This is a genomic window from Thiohalocapsa marina (genome assembly GCF_008632335.1).
Taxonomy (GTDB): domain Bacteria; phylum Pseudomonadota; class Gammaproteobacteria; order Chromatiales; family Chromatiaceae; genus Thiohalocapsa; species Thiohalocapsa marina.
In genome coordinates this window covers 11,531-29,782 of sequence record NZ_VWXX01000028.1, presented here as the reverse complement: position 1 = coordinate 29,782, position 18,252 = coordinate 11,531, and the positions used below count along the sequence as shown (strand labels likewise).

The following is an 18,252-nucleotide window of genomic DNA, read 5'->3' as shown; positions in this document are numbered from 1 at the left end:
GGTTCATCAATGACGGACAACAACCATCGGTAGCATCATGATTGCACGGTACCCATCGCGATCATCATAGCGAGCCGACAATTCGTCATCCATGGCCTGCGGACTCAAACAGGCCCCAAACTTCAATGCCCCGATAAAATCCTCATCCAAAGGCACGGCATAGGCGTCAGCCCCTTGTGCTTGCAGGGCCCTGACGGCATCGATGATTGCCCCGGCATGGCTGAACCCATGCATGCCAACGCAGAAATCATCAGCAGTCAGCTTGTCGGCGATCCTCGCCAATTGATTCGCGATCACCGCATTGATCAACTTTCCGCCAAAGGTCCACCAGACAGCGGTTTCCTGGTCGGCAAACTCCAGCTGGGTTTTGCCCTGCTCAACCCAGTCGAAGCTCAGTTTCAACGTCTCCAGCATCTCCAGCGCCCGGCGGGAAAACCGGGCCGGTGGCTCCGGCTGCAGCATCACCCGGGGTACCGCCTGCGCCATGTCGAAGTGCATCGGCTGACCGCTGCTGAGCCATTGCGACCGCCCCTTGTGCTCTGACGGCTCGACATAAGCGATCCGTCGCGTCCAGTCGATGTATCGGGTTTGCCAATGCCGACCGGCCAGCACGATGACGGCTGGTCCTTCCTGTTTCACGGCAAAGGAGCGCTGATCCACCTCACCGATCTCCTGGCGTCCGTGAAACACCTTGACCAGCGGTGGCGACAGGAAGACCGAGAACAGCGCCAAGTAATTCTTGGGTCCAAACCGCTGCTCCCCCGCTGCCCCCATGCTGATCAAGCCCTGATCCTCATGCAGGATGCCAGTCTCCAGCATGTGGTCCAGCACAGCGTCGAGCCGCGCCTCTGCCAGTCCATCCAGCCCGGGCAGGCTCGGCAACCAGGACCGCCAATCGGCCCGCGTGATGCTCGATTCCTGCAAGGCCAGCCCCATGAGCTGCTGGGCCAGGATATGCAGCGGTAACGGAGGCGGGCGAATGGGCTCCACAAAACCTTCGGACCAGAGCTGCAGCAAGGCGGCGGCCTGGAGAAAGGCGGCCTCTCGGGTGATCAGAAACAGGCAATTGCGCGAGGTGCCGGCGCGGCGCCCGGTTCGGCCGATCCGTTGCAGAAAGGAGGAGACCGTCGCCGGTGCATCGATCTGAATCACCCGATCCAGATCACCGACATCGATGCCCAACTCCAGCGTGCTGGTGGCCACGATGACGCAATTGCTGCCGGCGCTGAATGCCTTCTCGGCGGCGGTGCGCTCCTCCAGGCTCAGGCAACTGTGGGACACATAGGTATCGACGCCCAAGGCCCGCAACTCCACCGCCAGCTGCTCGACCCTGGCCCGGCTGTCGCAAAAGACCAGGCGTTTCTCACCTCGGTGCAGCCGCGAGATCACGATGGCCGCATTTTTCAGGGTGCCGACCCAATCCAGTTCGACCTCGGGCTGGAGACCCGTCTCCGCCGGTGGCTTCAGGACATGGCCCGGCCGCTCACAGCCATGCGTCAGCCAGTCGCGCAATCGTTCCGGATTCCCCACCGTCGCCGACAACCCGAGCCGCTGCAGCTCACGCCCAGCAATGCGCGACAAGCGTTCCAGCAGGTACATCAGGTGCCAGCCACGATCGTCCCCGGCGAAGGCATGCACCTCGTCGATAATCAGGGTCTGCAGATGGGCGAAGAACAGCCAGTGGTCGATGCGTCGCGACACCAGCATCACTTCCAGAGACTCCGGCGTGGTCAGCAGGATATCCGGGGGGTCGACCACCAGCCTGGACTTCCTGGAGGGGCTGACATCCCCATGCCAGAGGGCGACCCGGCGCCCCAGCAGTCCCGCATAATAGGCCAGGCGTTGCTCGAGATTATTCAGCAGCGCCTTGATCGGACAGACATAGAGAACGCTCAAGCCCTGCCAGTGCTCGCTCAGCATCCGCGACAGCACAGGAAAGATCGCCGCCTCGGTCTTGCCACCGGCGGTGGGCGCCAGGAGGATGGCATGCTCGCCCCGTAAACCGGGCACGATGGTCGCCTCCTGCAGCGGACGCAGCCGCTTCCAGCCGAGACTATTGACGATGTGGTGCTGGAGTGCCGGGTGGAGCTGGTCAAAGGCGCTCATAGCTCGAGATCGATGTCGTCCACCCGATTCGCACCCCGGGCAGTACGCTCAGTGCCGGTCAGCTCATGGTCTTGCAGGGTCAAGACATAGTGCTGACGAGGATCGAAGTCCTCGAACTGATCCACCCGGTCCAGCACCTCACCCACCAGCTTCTTCAAGAAGATGCGTGGTGCGATCCCGACCTTGCCTCCCAGATCACCGGTCACCGCCTTTGCCAGCTGTTCGATGTAGCCATCATCCACCCGCCTGGCGATGCGATCCGTTGCCGCCTGTTGGGCGTAGAGATCCCGGACCTTGCGCCCGACTTCGCTGAGGGAATCCAGGTCGAAGCCCTTCAGGCGTATCTGCACGGCCCGGGGATTGTCAAAGCGCGCATCGGTGCTGAAGTCCACCGCCAGGCGTTGCGCCAATGGCGGCAAGCGCGGCACCCCCATGGGGCCCTCGAAGAAGGCCGCGGTCCCGGTGATCACCACATAGAGTCCCGGGAAACGGCCACTGTCGAGCTCGTCCATGATTTGCCTCAGGGCGTTCAGGCTCTTGTCACGCACGTCACTGCGCATCCGCTGCAGTGTCTCCACCTCATCCAGCACCAGCAACAGGCCGGGATGACCGGAATCCTTCAGGATGGTCAGCACCCCCTGCAGGAAACTCAGCGCCCCGAAATGATCGATATCGCCCTTGATCCTGGCGTAGCGCTTCACCGCTGCCGCAATGTTGGGTTGCCCGGCCATCCAGGCCAACAGACCGTCTGCGATCTCCTCCTGCTCTTCCATCAGGGCGCGACGGTAGGCACGCAGGGTCAGGGCAAAGGTCGGGGCATTGCGCACCACCTCGCCCAGGCGTTTCTCCATCAAGGCATCCGTGGCTGCAACCAGCGCCTCGACATCATCCGGATCGACCGCCCCCTGGGCGATGACATCCTCTTCCAGAGTGAAGAACCAGGCCTCGATGACCGTGCGGAAGGCGCCCGAGGGCGTATCCGGCGTGGTCAGGCGTTCCATCAAGCGCCGGTAGACCGTCTCCAGGCGGTGCAAGGGCGTCTCCGTTTCCGAGACCTGGACCTCAGAGCAGGCGAACCCCAGCTGATGGGCACGTTCGCGCAACCAGCGACAGATAAAGGTCTTGCCGCTGCCGTATTCGCCCCGGATCGCCTTGAACTGGCCTGACCCCCGGGCCACTTTCTTCAATTCGGCATCAAAGGCGGGCTCGAAACCGGACAAGCCAACGGCCAGCGCATCCAGCCCGTACTGCGGAACGGTGCCGCGCCGCAGCGCGTCGATGATCTCCTCCCGTCGCTGCTGACTGATGCTCATAGCTCAAACTGGGTCTTCAGGGAATCGACATTGAGCCGGACCGATTTCGCGGCCCGATCGATCGACAGCACCGGGTAACCGTCCAGGTTGAGCAGCTTCTGCACATTGGCCAGAAACCCATTGATGCGCAGGCCGGGAATGCCCAGTGCCTTGCCCAGGGCGCCCAGCATCTGTTGCCCGCCCCGCTCGGACAGATGGCGCAGCAGTCGCTCCAGCTGCGCGTCGTCGATGCCGCTGCGGCCATGGCGCGCCTTCATCTGTTGATAGACCGAGGACGCCAATAGCTGGCCGATCCAGTCGCTCTCCGCGTCGGTCGCCGCTTTGGGCTCCAGGGCGGCAAACAGGTCGGCCTGTCGCTGCTCAGGCTGCTTCGCTGTTGACGGGACTGCCGCAGGCGGCGCTTCAGCAACCCCCTCGCGGGCGTCTTCCCACTGCCACCAGTCAGGCACGCGGTGCGGCACCTCTGTCCAGTGTTCGATGGGATCCGTCTCACCGCCATTGCGATACACACCGAGCGGGATGACCAATTCCTGCAGACTGGCACCGCCGTGGTAGCCCTTTTTCTTGGCGGCATAGCGGATCTTTTCGGACCAGGGCAGCACCACCGCGTGACCGGGCTGTATCACTCGCTGACCCCGCACCCGCACTTCGCCGGATTCCACCTTTGCCTCCCCCGGCTTGAAGCGTTCCGCCTCGGACTCCGTCGCCCGGTAGGTCATGTCGTGATCGAGCACATGCCCATGATCACTGGTCATGACCAGCAGCCGTCCCGACTCCCGGGCCGCCTCCAGTATCTGCCGCAACAGGTGAACCGCTGCGACCGACCAGTGCAGGGCAACCTGTGCCCCACCGCCCAGATCATCGTCGATGGCGTTGATCACCGCAGCCACCACCCGATGCTCCTGACCGGCAATCACCTCGCGCACGCTGCTCGACAAGGCGCCGCTGCCTGGCTGCTGCAGGTCACTCTTGTGAAACAGGGTCGGCGGGTACTTGTTCGAGGCCAGGGACTTCAGCCCCTGATGGCCGGCAAAGGCCTTCTTTTCGTCATTGGCCACGCCCTCCCCCAGGGTGCCCGCCAGCAGGGAATACCGACTCACGCGGGTGATCGACGGCAGCGCAGCAAGCAGGCAGCCGGGGCCATCAGTGCCCTCCCGCTGCAGTTCGACCCAAGTGTGCCGCACCAGGTCATCGGACAACTCGCGATAGACCGCCTGGCTCATCCCATCGAGCACCAGCAGCAAGACCGGCCGCTGCTTGGCCAGGGGCACCAGAATCTCATCCAGGGCGCGTTCCACCGGGCAGATGCCCTGCCCCATGGAGTCACCCTGGGCCAGGGCAGCCAGGTGTTGGCCAAAGCCCTCGTTCATCTGCTCACGCCGCTCCGTCAGCCGCTGGTTGAGCGCCCTGTAGGCCGCGCTGACCCCTTCGTGCTCATCGCCCAGCCAGACATGACTGCGCGCCCAATCCACGAAGCCCCCTTCGCGGACAAAGTCCTGGATCATGCCCGCCGCGCTGTCCAGGGGCGTCGTCTCTCTGTTCAGCCAGGCACAGGCGCGCACCGCCAGCTCGGCGCGTCGCACCTGGTCCCTGCGCGCATCGGCCAACTGGTGGCGCTGCATTTGCCGCAAGGCCGCCTGAGCGGGGATCAGGGGTTTGCCCTTGATGGCCCGCTGCAGCGCCTTGGCGAACCGGTCCAGGCGTTGACCGAAGGCCATCGGCAGCAGATCGGAATCGATCGCCAGGTCCGCCAGGTCCAGGCTGGCCAGTATCTGTTCGGCCAGGGTCAAGCAGGCGGAGATCGACGGGGCACCGGACTGGCGCCTCTGTCGGACCAGGAAATCGGCCGTCTGCTGTCCGAAGCGGGTCAAGGTGTCTTCCGTCAGCCTGGCCCCACCCAGGTAGCGTTCACTCAACCGGCCCCGTGCCAGGAACAACGACTGGGAGGGCTTCAGCCCTGGTCGGTAGAGCATCGAGCAGATCAGCCCGACAGCGGCCATGTCACCGGCATGCCCCTGCTGCCAGAGACTCAGCACCACCGGGAACTGATCCCCGAGCCGGGGCTTCAACCAATCGCCCAGATGGTTCAGCACCTCCGCAGGCAGCGCCTTCACTCGGCTGTTGGTGGCGGGGTCCAACGACCAGCGCAACAACAGGTCCAGATCGACCTCGGCCTCGGTGTATCCCAGCCAGCCCAGCGCCAGGGCTTGCCAGGCCTGATCAAAGTCCAGTACCTCGCCAAAGCGGATGGCGCCCCGATAGGCCTCGTAGCTGTTCAGCAAGGCGTCCGCGATCCAGCGATAGTGCTTGACGGTCAGACGCGGATCGATCTGGCGTACCTGCAGCAACTGCTCCAGGGTGCGCCAGGGGCTGATGCGCTTGGGCTCGTTGCCCCAGAGGCGGGCCAGCACATCCTTGCCCAGCCGGGACTCGTCGAAGGGCGTCAACAACACCAGGTTGCGCTCGTTGGGTTGATGGCCGACCAGGCGCTCGCGCAGGGCCAGCTCCGACGGGCAGAACACCAGGCGGACCTCACGCCCGGCGACCTGGATGACGGACTCGATCGGCTCGATCGGCTCGGGCCAGACCAAGGCCACCGGGTCGGCGCCGGGCTCTGCGTTGAAGATCGCCTTGAGCTGGGTCAGTACCGGGTTCGGGATCACCGCATCGACCATCAGTCCGCCTCGCCGACGATCTGGTAGCTGATATCCACCAGCACCCCTTCATTCAGCTCTGCCTGAATATCATCGAGCAGGCAATGGGCCTCATGGGCACCCAGCCCCTGGTGTGCGCCGGACTTCAAGATCTTCTTTCCCTTGGATAGCGGCGGGTGTACCGTCGGGTTAACCTGTGGATTCACTGGCGGATTCACGGGCGGCGTTCGCCGCGTGATGATGCCGGTTGCCTCTTTTTGCGCCTGCCGCAAGGCATCGGCCAATGCGGTCACCAACTCGTCGGCCTGCAGCGCCTGAGTCACGCGCACCTTGACCTGCGCGCCCGCCGGGTCCGGACCGGTCCAGACCGTCTGCAGCAAGTCCCAGTTGTTGTCGGCCAGGGCGTTGCTCACGCGACTTGCGGAACGGATGCTTTTGCCCAGCGCCTGCAGGCTGGTCACCGGGGTCACCGCCGCCAGGCTGTCCACCAGGGCCACGCCTTCCAGGTCCTTCAGCCGTTCCAACAGGGTCAGGGCCAGCGCCGCGTTCTGGTAGCGGTGGCAGGACTTGTCGATGCCGAGCCGGTCCAGATGGCTGTCCAGATCGGCCTGCAGGTTGCGGCAATTCTCCAGGTCGGCGCTCACCGCCTCCTGAACCTGCCGTTGCAGCTGGTTCTGGTTGTTCGCCGTCAACAAGGGACTCGGTGTCAGCCCAAACAGGGCACCGGCATGCTCCAGGGCCGCCTGCCAAGGTTCCGGCTCCGCCAGTTCCTGCTTGACCAGCACCAGATCATCGGGGATCGACTTCAGGGTGACATCGTCATAGTCATTCCCATACCGGCTGTAGGCATACTGCCCCTGCTCGGCGAAGACCATGATCAGCAGATTCTGCACCGCCACCGGCAGCCCCCTGGGCCTGGGCTGATCCATGGCCTCGCGCAGCGCCTGCACCGTCACCGCCCCGCCCTGCCTGGCCAGTTCCCGACTGAGATGCTGGGGCCAATCCGTCTTGAAGATGAAATGCCGCTCGTGCATCTCGCCCAGGCCCAGCGGCTGGGCAATCTGGGCCATCAGGCCGCGCAGCCCGGCATCCACGTCGATCCGCCCGTGCGCGGCGCGGATGGCTCGACGAATCTGCTCATAGACCTTGCCCAGATCGGTCAGCTTGACCTCCGTCGAGAACTCGGGATGGTCGGGGTACTGGAAGGCCAGCGCCTGCCCCAGCAGTTGCTCGAACGCCATCCCCAGGGTCACGCCCTGCGGCGGACGCGGACTGAACCCCGGCTGCAGGGACAGGAACTGACTGGCCAGGTGCGCGTGATCATCCAGCGAACCGGGCAAGGGCTCCGCCACCCCGTAGGCGCCCAGCAGATAATCCTTGATCTGCTGGCGCAACTGGCTGCGCTGGTTGTCCAGCAGGCTCTTGGCACTGGCCCGATCTTGCGGGCTGAGGTGATCGCTGTACTGGTTGAAGCGGTCGTCGCTCTTGAAGATGTCCTCCAGGATGACGAGCTTGCCCAGGTTTCTCTGGGCCGCCTGGCTCAGGAAATAGGGCAACCAGCAGAGCGTGCGCGCCTGCCCGTCCTGGTCCTCGTACTCCTTGATCCGCGCCTGATCGTCCACCGGCGAATAGCCCCGGCTGTCGAAGGGATAGTCGATGATCACCTTCCAGTCGTCATCGCGGGACTCGAAGGTCTGGTTGTCAGTGATCTCGCGGATGTTCTGAAAGACCAGTTCGACCTGGCGACGGGTACCCCGCCACTTGAACTCGTGCTCGACGAACAGCTGATTGTCGTCCCGCACCCCGAAGGCCTCGAACAGCAGGCGCTTGATCAGCAGCCGTCGGTTCCCCTCGTTGTCATTGATCTGTGCCTTCTCCAGGATGCTTTCCGTGTCCACGCCGGACAGCTGGATGCCGATGGTCGGGCTGGCTCCGTCACTGATCTTGATCTCCCCCACCTGACCGGCCCACTTGCGGCACTTCTGCAAGACCGTCTGCGCCTCCCGACCGAGAATCGGCGACCGAATGGTGCCGTGGTTGAGGGCGGCCAACTTGTGGGCGGTGAGCTGCTTGAAGCTCTCGATCTCGGGCGCCAGGGCCGCCAGCAGCAGGGTCTTCAGCAGGCGCATGTCGTTACCAAAGGCGACCCGTCTGGGATCGCTGGCCGGCAGCTCGGTCAGGCCGGCAAAGGTCAGACCGTGCTCCGCCTCCAGCAAGGGGATCAGCTTGCGCTCGAACAGCCGCTTGGCGTTGTCGAAGTGCAGCCGCATCTGCTCGGAAAAGGGCTCGGCCTCGGAGGCGATCACGTCGTACAGGTCGCCCACCGGGATGATCCCGCCCAGGGTCAGGGTGTCGCGCTGCTCCACCAACAGGATCAGCATCACCTTCAGGGCGGTGCGCTCCCGCTGCAGGGCAGAGGACAGCGCCACCAGCGCCTGTACCAGGGCCGGGCTGAAGGGATAGAGGCTGCGGAACATCTGCCGGTCGCCGTGGCTGGTCAGCAGGATATTGAAGGCATCGGCCCGCATCTGCTCGGTCTGGGCGAAGGCCTCGGAAATCTGCGCCCGCGCCGACGCGTCGATCGGCCGCAGCAGGCGCCGCTCCGCGATCACCGGCAGGTTGCGATCCTCCAGGGTGATGGTATGAAAACGCCCCTCCCAGTGCTTGAGGGAATCGCTCAGCACCACCTGCTGGGCGCCCGAGTACTGGTCACCGACGAACTCGCGCAGGTCCCGCTGGCGGGCGATGAAGCTCACCATCGGCAGTTCCCGGGGGATGCCGGTCTCCACCAGCTTCACCACCTTCTGAATCTCGCGCTGGACGAAGCCCTGGTCCGACAAGTGACTGGCCAGCCACAGGATCAGCTCGTCCAGGAACAGGATGATGGCATCGTAGCCCAGGGCCTTGGCGTGCTGGGTCATCACCCGCAGCCCCTCGTCGAACTCGACATAGCCGCCGCTCTGGGTATTGGCCAGATCCGTGAAGGAGGAAAACAGGCTGCCGATCAGGTCACTGACCAAACGGGTGCGGTCATCCTCACCCGCCTGACCGTTCAGCACCGCATCGAAACTGACCGCATCCCAGCCACCGGCCGCATCACCCCAACCGTCATCCGCGCCGGAGGCCCCGCTGTGGGCATTGAGTGCGGCGAAGAAACCCGCATCCCCGATGTGGCCGCGCAGGGCGTTGGCATCGGCAAACAGGCGTTCACTCAGGTAGAAGCCCGGTACGGCCGCCTCGGGGTGCAATTTGCGCACATGGCGGGCGTAGCCGCCCAGCACCCCCGACTCCAGGCTGGCGGCACCGATCATGTGGTAGGGCACCAGCAGGATATTCTTGCTGCGCATCCAGTCGTCGTGCTTGCTGATCGCCGGCGCCAGCTCGGCGATGGCCCGGGCCTGGCTGTTGCCCTGCAACAGCAGATGCAGCACCGCCATGAAATGGGATTTACCGCTGCCGAAGCTGCCGTGCAGATAGGCGCCCTTGTTGCGGTTCTGCCCGGCGGTGACCGCGCTCTTGATGAAGCCCAGGGCGTTGTCGAAGCAGTTGGCCAGCTGCGGCGTGACCACATAGTCCCGCAGGGTCTGGTCGATGGCCTCGGCCTCCAGGCCGCTGGCCAGGTTCAGCACGAAATCTCCGCGCTGGACGCGCTCGGGGATCTCGATCAGGTCTTTGATCAGGGTCATGACCTCAGGTCCTACGCTTCAATTGGTTGTCGATCCAGGCCGGATCACGCCGGCTGTGAAAAACTGCAACCACGCGCACCTCTTGGCCCTGCATCCGATAGTAGATGGCATAGGGAAAGCGCTTGGACAACAGCCGATGGTAACGTCGGAACGCCTTGGCGTGGACACCGGCGGAAATCAGCAGGGAGTCGATGTCCGAAGACAAGGAATCCAGAAAATAGCCGCCCAACCCCGGCGCCTGGCGCTGGTAGAAACGAAAACCGGCCGCCAGATCACGGCGGGCCGAGCCGAGGATATGGATGATCACAACAGCTCGTCGCGCAGTTGCTTCTTGGCGGTTTCCCAGTCCTCAAACTCATCCTCGCCGCGCTCGATGGCCTGTTCCCGCTGAGCCAAAATCTCGCCATGCCATTGCGGCGATTCGATCACATCCGGGTCATGGCTGAGGGAGTCCCACAGGACTTCAATGGTCTGCAACTTCTCCTCAACACTCATCTCATCCAGGGGTAACTTCGGTAACATCGTCTCTCTCCACGTGAGTGCGGCCTGGGCCGCCATTGTCCCCCAGGTAAGGGTTCCCCAGGGCCAGGTTCCAGAACAGGCGCTTCAGCTTGCGATCTTGCGCCGGCGTCCGCGCGTGGCGGCAGGTGGGCGCCAGTCCAGCAGCGCATCCCGGGCGATCTCCAGTTGGCGCAATTCCTCCTGCAGGAAGCCCTCGTAGTAGTCGCCCATGCGCTCGCCGTATTCCGGGTCGATGGCGTTGTGCCACTGCTGCAGCCAGGGGATCAACTCATCCAGGGCCACCAGCATCGGCTGCAGTGCCCCGGCGCTCCAGCCCTCCTGCTCCTTGCGGTCCAGGTACCAGCTAGCGATGGCCTGCGCTCGCTGCAGGTGATCGAGTCCGGCCCAGCCGATCACCAGGGTGCTGTCACCTCCCTTCTCGCAGCCGGGCAGGCTGAACCAGCGCTCCTTGGGCACATCCAGCTTCCCCCGCAGGGGCCAGTAGCTGGCCTTGGCGAAATCCGCCTGGGCATACTTGGGCGGCAGCGGGATGTCGCCCACCTGCTCCCGCTTCAGGGTGGCCGCCGCCTCCGGGCTCAGGTGGTTGGGATCGGTCTCGGGCAGCTCGGTGCGGGCATCGATGGCATCCTCGGCCCGCTGCAGCGCCCAGGTCTCCTGCCAGGCGCGAAACTTGGGCAGCGCCTTGGCCTTGTAGCGGCAGGCGGCCATCTGCGGCACCTGGTCATCGGCCACCAACTGGGCCACCAGCGCCTGGGCGTCGAAGGTGTCGGTGCCCAGGTAGAGGGCCGCCACCTGCTGGAAGGCATTGTCATGTCGGACCCGGTCGGCCAGTTGGGCGCAGGTGAGGAGCTCCGGGGCGTGGCACTGGGCTTCCAGATGATCCAGCAGCCATTGTTCCAAGGCATCGGTAACCCGCATGCTATCCGATAGATTTTCAGCGTTGTATGCCCCGGCAGACTTGAACCAACGACGCTTGTATTCGGGGCGCTCAATCAGCCCGATATTCTTATTCGTCTTAATGAGGTGAATTCTTGCTCTAGTCCGCGCATCGTTTGGGGAATCGGGACGGGAGAGATAACGATACGCCCGATCATCACCAGACAGGGCGGGCATATCCTCCACATGACTCTGCCATATCAGGGATTCACAGCCAGATCCTTCGGACAGAAGGCCATACAACTCATAGCAAAGCCAATCCAGCTCTTCCTGCCATCGAACCATCCAGGCTCTTAGTTGTTCTCTTTCGAAAATGCTTTTTTCAATTGACTTCTTCAAGTCTCCTGAGCAATTTTGTTCGATCATATCCTTAAAGCTAAACCCTCCTATTAACTTGCCAAATTCATCCAGGAACTTAGTCAGGTCAAGCAGTTTTTCTCTTTGAAGGTCATTGAGTTCGGGAATGGGGAAACTTTTTAGCTTCGTGCCATCAAACTCGAATCTGAATTTCTCTGGATCATCCTGCAAAACGCCTTTATCGCTAGTCGCCCCTTTATTGTGAAACACCTGCTTCATCCAAAAGCAGGCGGTGGAGCTGTTGAGCAACCCGAGCAGGATGAGATGATCGTCCTCGCTGGCATCGGCAGGCAGCTTGATGACCGGCGCCGATCGATTGAATACCTTGCCGCCCCGGTCGAGGACGAAATGATTGTGGGTGGCGACGAAGGCGAAGGTGATGGAGAGAGGGATTTTGAAGCGTTCTCTTTGAAAACGACTCCACTCGAACCATGTCAAACCAATCTCGAAGTGATTTCCATTAGGCTCACGTCTCAGCCAAAGTGCTGTCCGGTGAGGCCAAAGAAATTTTTCCGAACTTTGCGACAAATGAGGTTGTAAAGTCTGGTCATACGGAAAACAAGTCGCACTTGGATCATCAATGGCCCAGTCTCGGACGCGATCACCTTCGATATTGTAAATGACATACTCAGACTCAATCCCGAATCTTAGTAAAGTCTCTCTCCTTGAGAAATAGATATCATCTGCGCGCGTCATGCAGACAAATCCAATCAATGAAATCAAATCCTCAAGTTTGCGATCTGCATTTGATTCGATTACTGATTTTAATTCTGTCGCCCCGCCGCCCCCAACACTCCAGGGATGTTTGCCATACAGCTCACGTTCCTGATCCACCACGCTGACAAAGGCGTTCTCGCTCCCCGGCTTTTCGATCAGGCTCAGGATGGACTGCCAGACCTGGCCCTGGGCCGCATCGCCTGGGGTGCTGGGCTCCCCGCGAATCCCCAGCACGGCCCGAATCCGCTCGGATTGGGGCTTCTGGTTGCGACCGAACAGGATCACCGTCGGGGTGCCGTGGCCGGGGATATAGGCGCCGGAGGTATCGATGACGTGGGTCAGGTCCTTGTGCGGCAGGTAGTCCTCGATCAGCTTCTTGCCGAATTCCCGTTTCATGAAGCTGTTGGTGGTGATCATGCCCAGGTAGCCAGCCGGCTGGTTGTCTCTTGCGCTCAGGGTCAGGTCGAAAAAGCGCTCGGTGAAGGGCACGCCCAAGGAGTATTGCCGGTGGCAGGTGGGGTATTTGGCTCGGTAGGCTTGATTCAGGGCGGCATCCTTGACCGTGATGTAGGGCGGATTGCCGACCACCACATGATATTGCTGGTTGAGAATCCGGCTCAGCTTTGCCTGGTCCTCCACCTCCAGCACATGGCGGATGGGCTCGTCGAGCAGGTCGCTCTGGTAGCCCTGGCCTCGTAAATCCTCGACCGCATGCCGCCGGCCATGGATCAGCGAATCCCCCACCGCCAGGTTGAAGTGGAAGTCCGGCGCCGCGCTGAGCCTGTCGCTACCAGCGGCCTTCATGGCGGCGATCAGCAGGCGGAAGCGGGCGATGGCGATGGCATAGGGGTTGATGTCCACCCCATGGACGGCATCCAGCGCCCGCTGGGCCAGGGCGCGGGCGTTGGTGGCCGGCTCGCGTCTGATCCAGGCGTCGAACAGGCGCTCGAAGGCGCTGAGCAGAAAGTGACCCGAGCCGCAGGTCGGGTCGATCAGCCGCAGTCCGGGCAGGCCGAAGCTCTGCATGGCCTTCTCCAGGCTGTAGTCGAGGATGAAGGACTCGACGAACTCCGGGGTCTGCAACAGGGCGTAGCGCTTGCGCACGGACTCGGACAGGTCTTGATACAGATCGCCGAGGAAGCGGGTGTCCCAGCGTGCATCGGTGAAGTCGTGGCGGATGGCGCCGGTGGCCGGGTCCAGTTGCTGGAAGAAGTCGATGATGGCCTTGGCGCCATCGGCCGAGACCGGCAGTTGCCAGAGCGGGTTGTGCTGGCGGTCCAGCAGCTCGCGCAGCACGGGCATTTGTTCCAATTGTTCAAACAGCTGGAACAGGTACTCCCGCTCGGCATGGGTGGGCTGTTCGCGGAAGTAGATGCCGATGCGGTCCCTGGCGTGCTGCAGCCGGCTGCCGGCCGGGCCGGACAGCAGGGGCTCGTCCAGCAGTTGGTTGTCTTCCAGGAAGCGGACGAACACCGCCGCCAGCAGCCAGGCCACGGCGGCCTGGGTGATCTGGGCCTCGCGCCAGGCGACGAAGTGTTCTGCCGTGCGGTTGGCGGCCTTGGCCTGGGCGTATTCGGCCTTCAGGTGGGCGCTGAGCTCGGGCCTGGCCTCGGCATAGGCCAGGATGTCCTGTTCGAGTCTGGGCAGCAGGGCTTGCAGGTCCTTGAGCAGTTGCTGGCGGTCGATCATGTCGAGGTTCCTTCGGATTGTCCCGTCAAGACGGCGAATTCAAGCCGTGGCCGCTGTGTCGGACAGGCTGGCGGGCAGTATCCAGGCGCGGGGCACGCGGGCAAATTCGCGGCTGCCGGCACCGCTGGGCACGGCTGCACCATCGATCATGGCGCCCGCGGTGGCTACGTCATTGGCGATCAGCAGCACCAGTGCCTTTGGCGCCCGGGCGTTCAGCAGGTGTTCGCGCAGCTCGGCCAGCCAGCTGTGGATGAGCCCGTAGCGGCCGATCAGCCCGGGCTCGGTCAGCAGCACGGGCTGCTGCGCCGCCTTGATCTCCGCCGCCATGTCGGGCAGGACCCGGCGCACCAAGCCCTGCAGGCGCGTCCAGTCGATGCTGTCTGGTGCGGCTGCATCGGCCTTGAGCACGACCTGCCAGTTTGGCGGCTTGGCCATGCCGTCACAGAGCTGGTGCAGATGGCGCAGCAACAAGGCATCGAAACTGATGGGTTGCAAACCATAGCACGCGATCAGCCTGTCTCTGGCCTGCAGCATCAACCCGGGCCGCACGGACAAGGCCAGGAAGCGGGCGGAATCGATGCTGGTCTTGACCAGTTGCTGGAACCGCTTGACCTGCTCGTCCGGCAGCTCAGCGCCGGCTTCATGATGGGTCAGGCTGAAATAGCTGGTCGTTTGGGTGGCAGAGCTGCTGAGGCTGGCCTTGGGCAGGAAGTAGGCGCCGTATTGGCCGTTGCGGTTGTAGCTGCCATCCCAGACAAAGCCCAGATCCAGGCGTTGCATCAGGCTGTCCAGCTGCGGTCGGCCCGGCAGGGGTGCGGCTTCGGGATAACGCCCCTGGATCCGCGACAGGACCTCGTCCACGCTCAGGACTTGCGATCCCAGCAGGGCGCCCTGGGCCAGTTCCAGGCTGCGCTCGGCGGCCATGCCGCGCGGGTAGAACTCGGCGCGACTGGACAGCGCGGCACTGTGCGAGGCGGCGACCGCCAGGCGTAGCAGCCGGTGGTTGCTGAGCCCGCCGAAGGATTCGGGGGCCATGACCGCCCGCAACCGCTCCAGGGCGCGGATCGGTGACAGCAGGGGGTCTTGCCGGGCACAGTCATCCGCCACTTGGCCAAGGGCTTCGGCATAGTCGGCCAGTTCCTCGCCCCGGTTGTTGCGGTTATCGGCAACCAGGATGCGCTGGCCGGAGCGGCGCATGATCCAGCGGGACTCCTGGCGATTCAGTTCGGTCTCGACGGCCACCCGGAGGATGGCACGCGCCCAGCGTTCGCGGGTCGGCGAGGTCTGCACCGAGCCCCGCCGCAACAAGGTCGCCTCGGCCAGTTCGCTGGCCGTCATCACGCCGCCGTTCTCTTCCAGCAGCTCTGCCAGGGTATTGCGCAGTTCGGTGATCTCCTTGTGTTTGCCCCACTGGATCAGCAGCCTGGCCTGGATGTCTCGGGCAGCAGCGGTATCCATGCCGATCTCGGTACAGAGCAGCACCAGCGTGGGCCAGTTGACCTGGTGGGGATCCACCGGCCCTTCCTGGTCGAGCCCGCCCAGGTAGGTATTGAGAAAGCGCAGGCGCTCCGGATCGCTGGCCTTGGTTTGCTTAGGCGCCACCAGGCGTTTCAGTTGATCGACGCTGGCGACGCCGGTCGATCCACCGGGTTTGGGCTCGATCTTGATCTGGGCGCCCAGGCGGGATTGCAGCCGACCGATCACCTCGGACAGCTCGCGCCGGGTGCGGGTGCCGACGCCGGTCATGCGCACCAGTTCGTTGCGTGGCAGCTGCATCAGCTCGTCCACCACATTGATGTTGAGGCGACTGAGGGTATCCATGGCCTGGGCCGACAGGGGCAGCAGGCCGATCTGGGTATCCGGCTGTGCCGCGTCGATGGCGCAGCTGGCCTGGTCGGCATCCCTGGCTTGGTCCCTGGCGGCCTGACTGAGCTGCAGGAAAATCTGGTGCCAGGCGCGGCGCATGTCTTCGGCATTGCCGAAGCGTGCCTTGATGTCGCGTGCCAGTGCCTTGCGGAAGAAGTCCAGCATGCTGTCGCGTACGCTGGGATCGAAAATGACGGGGTCGATCTCCAGCGCACCTTCGATCAGTGGCGGCAGGCCTTCGCTGGCCGCCCAGGCGGGCAAGGTGGCGGTCGCCATCTCGTAGAGGGTCAGCGCGGCGGAGAAACGCTCGGCGTAATCATCCCAGCGCCTGCGGCCGGGATCACGGATGAAGGGGTCCATGTAGGCCAGGGTACCCGCCGTGAAGTTCTCGGCGCTGGTCGCTGACAAGGAAAAGTCGAACAGCACCAGGTGCAGTTGTTTGCCCTGCTTCATCAGCCCCAGGTTTTCCGGCTTGATGTCGCGATGGGCGATGCCCTTTTCTTCCAGATGGCAGAGTGCGCTCAGCAGGTCATCGCCGAACCGCTCAAGCAGTTCCAGCTGGATGGCGCCTTCCTCCCGCAGGCGACGCGACAGTGCGCCCTCGCTGGCGTAGTCAAGCAACAGGCCGGTGTGGCCGACGAAATCGAGGGTGTCGTGGTGCGCGATGATCGCTTGATGCCGCAGCTTGCGCAGCGTCTCGCCTTCGGCTCGCAGGCGCTTGTTGTGGTCCATGTCGGCGGCCAGCTTGAGGACCAGTTCCTGACCTTGCCGTTCGACGACAAAGGCGACCGCGCTGGCGCCCCGACCGATCCGTTTCCTGACGCGGATACCGCCCTCGAACACATCACCCGGACGCGCTTCCGTCGGGTTGTCGTGACGCTGGCTATCGGGCCGGGTCAGTTCCTCTTCCACCAGGTCCAGGTACTCGATGAAGTCATCGGCCGAACCCATGCGGACTGCGACATCGGGATGGGTCGCATACTGGATCAGGTCCTGCAATTCCTGCCCCGCCCCATTCAGTTCATCGGTGATCTGCAGGCCCTTGCCCCGGCTCAGCTTGTCCTGCAGTTCCAGGTCATTGCGCGCCGGCGGCTTGCCGGTGAAGAGCAGATAGGCAATGGCACCCAGGGAAAACACATCCAGGTAGACGCTGTCGATATCGCTCGTCGAATGCGCTTCCAGCGCCAGGTACGGGCCGGCATCCTCCTGCATCATGCAGCTCATGTGGCTCATCAGGGTCAGCTGGCGGGTCTCGGACTCGAAGGCGCGATTGGCGGTCGACCAGTTGGCGATCTTCACGCCGAAGCCGCCGCTATCGAGCCGCTTGAGGTAGATGCTTTGCGGGCTCAGTGCACGGTGCTGGAGACGCTGGGCATGGGCAAAGCGCACCGTCTCGGCGATCTGCCGCAGCAAGGTGAGCGCATCCAGGGTCTCCAGTCGCTGCCCTTGGCCGAGTCCGAGCAGGTAGTGATCCAGCCGGGTGAGGGCGGGGTCGTATTCGTACACCAGCGCGGGACCCTGGTCATGCTGTTGGTAATCCAACGCCCGCAAGATGCCCGGATGCTCCAGTCCCTCCAACAGCCGAAACTCCAGCTTGGCCGCTTGCTGCAGGCGCTGGGCCTCCGCCTCCGACTTGCCATGGGTCAGATACACGCGAATGCGCCGATGCACGCCGGTCTCGGTGTGGGTGGCCAGCCAGTCCTGGAAGTTGTCCGACTCGTCGGTCAGCTCCTCGAGCGCATACAGGCCCACCCGCCGCGAACGCGGCGACTCCTTGATGCCGGCCTCCTCGATGGCGCGGGACACCAGTTTGGAAACGGGGCGGTTGAGCGGCTTGTGGGACCAGAGGGCATCCATCTGAACCAAGGCATCGAGTACGTTCTTGCGCGTGCAGACCTGAGCCCGCGCCGGCCCCTGCAGGCGGTTCAACACGTTCTCGGCGGACAGGAACACCAGGCTGTTGATGAAGGGGATGGTCTCCTTCGACTTCTTGACCGATCGCTGTGCCTTGAGCAGCGAGGCCAGCTTCTTGGCCTTGCGGTCGGCCAGCAGGCGCGGATTGTCGAACACCCGGGACCTGCCGTTGTGGGTCCAGACCCAACTGCTGGCATCACCGCTGATCTCGCCCGGATGCGATTTGATCTCGACCAGAAACAATCCCTTGGGGGTCAGGATCAGTGCATCCACCTCGTTGATGGAGCCGTCCTGGGCAATGAACTCGAAATTGCTCCACGCCCGGTAAGGCTCGTGGCTCGGCAAGTGGCTGCGCAAGAATTCAAGCGCCTCCCGTTCCCAGGCAAAGTCCGAGGGGGTGATTTGCTTCCAGAGGGCGTCCATGAGGAATCGGATTTCGTGTTCGATCGCGCTAACGAGATTTTTCTGTCAGATTCTTGTCCATAGGATGGC

At 63.4% G+C, this 18,252-nt stretch carries 8 protein-coding genes; all 8 read right to left on the bottom strand.

What is annotated here, in order from left to right:
• Positions 1 to 6 precede the first annotated feature (6 nt).
• The 8 genes from F2Q65_RS14620 to pglW all read right to left on the bottom strand — a co-directional run bounded on the left by F2Q65_RS14620 (position 7) and on the right by pglW (position 18,183).
• Positions 7 to 2,106, bottom strand: coding sequence for a DEAD/DEAH box helicase (locus F2Q65_RS14620; RefSeq protein ID WP_150094153.1), 2,100 nt, complete (start codon positions 2,104 to 2,106; stop codon positions 7 to 9).
• Positions 2,103 to 3,419: a BREX system ATP-binding protein BrxD gene (gene brxD / locus F2Q65_RS14615; protein ID WP_150094152.1), complete on the bottom strand. Its 1,317-nt coding sequence runs from the start codon at positions 3,417 to 3,419 to the stop codon at positions 2,103 to 2,105. Before brxD ends, F2Q65_RS14620 begins: the two co-directional genes overlap by 4 nt.
• Positions 3,416 to 6,094, bottom strand: a complete 2,679-nt coding sequence (gene pglZ, locus F2Q65_RS14610) for a BREX-2 system phosphatase PglZ (RefSeq protein ID WP_150094151.1) — start codon at positions 6,092 to 6,094, stop codon at positions 3,416 to 3,418. The genes brxD and pglZ overlap by 4 nt, the downstream gene beginning before the upstream one ends.
• Positions 6,094 to 9,759, bottom strand: a complete 3,666-nt coding sequence (locus tag F2Q65_RS14605; protein WP_150094150.1) for a BREX-2 system ATPase PglY family protein — start codon at positions 9,757 to 9,759, stop codon at positions 6,094 to 6,096. The genes pglZ and F2Q65_RS14605 overlap by 1 nt, the downstream gene beginning before the upstream one ends.
• Before the next feature lie 4 nt (positions 9,760 to 9,763).
• Positions 9,764 to 10,066 (bottom strand): type II toxin-antitoxin system RelE/ParE family toxin, encoded by a 303-nt coding sequence (locus F2Q65_RS14600; protein WP_211354050.1) that lies wholly within the window; start codon positions 10,064 to 10,066, stop codon positions 9,764 to 9,766.
• A complete protein-coding gene (locus F2Q65_RS14595) occupies positions 10,063 to 10,281 on the bottom strand; it encodes an addiction module protein (protein WP_150094149.1) in 219 nt (72 codons plus the stop codon). Before F2Q65_RS14595 ends, F2Q65_RS14600 begins: the two co-directional genes overlap by 4 nt.
• Before the next feature lie 84 nt (positions 10,282 to 10,365).
• Positions 10,366 to 13,980: a BREX-2 system adenine-specific DNA-methyltransferase PglX gene (gene pglX / locus F2Q65_RS14590; protein ID WP_150094148.1), complete on the bottom strand. Its 3,615-nt coding sequence runs from the start codon at positions 13,978 to 13,980 to the stop codon at positions 10,366 to 10,368.
• 39 nt (positions 13,981 to 14,019) lie between these two features.
• Positions 14,020 to 18,183: a BREX system serine/threonine kinase PglW gene (pglW, locus tag F2Q65_RS14585; RefSeq protein WP_150094147.1), complete on the bottom strand. Its 4,164-nt coding sequence runs from the start codon at positions 18,181 to 18,183 to the stop codon at positions 14,020 to 14,022.
• Positions 18,184 to 18,252 lie beyond the last annotated feature (69 nt).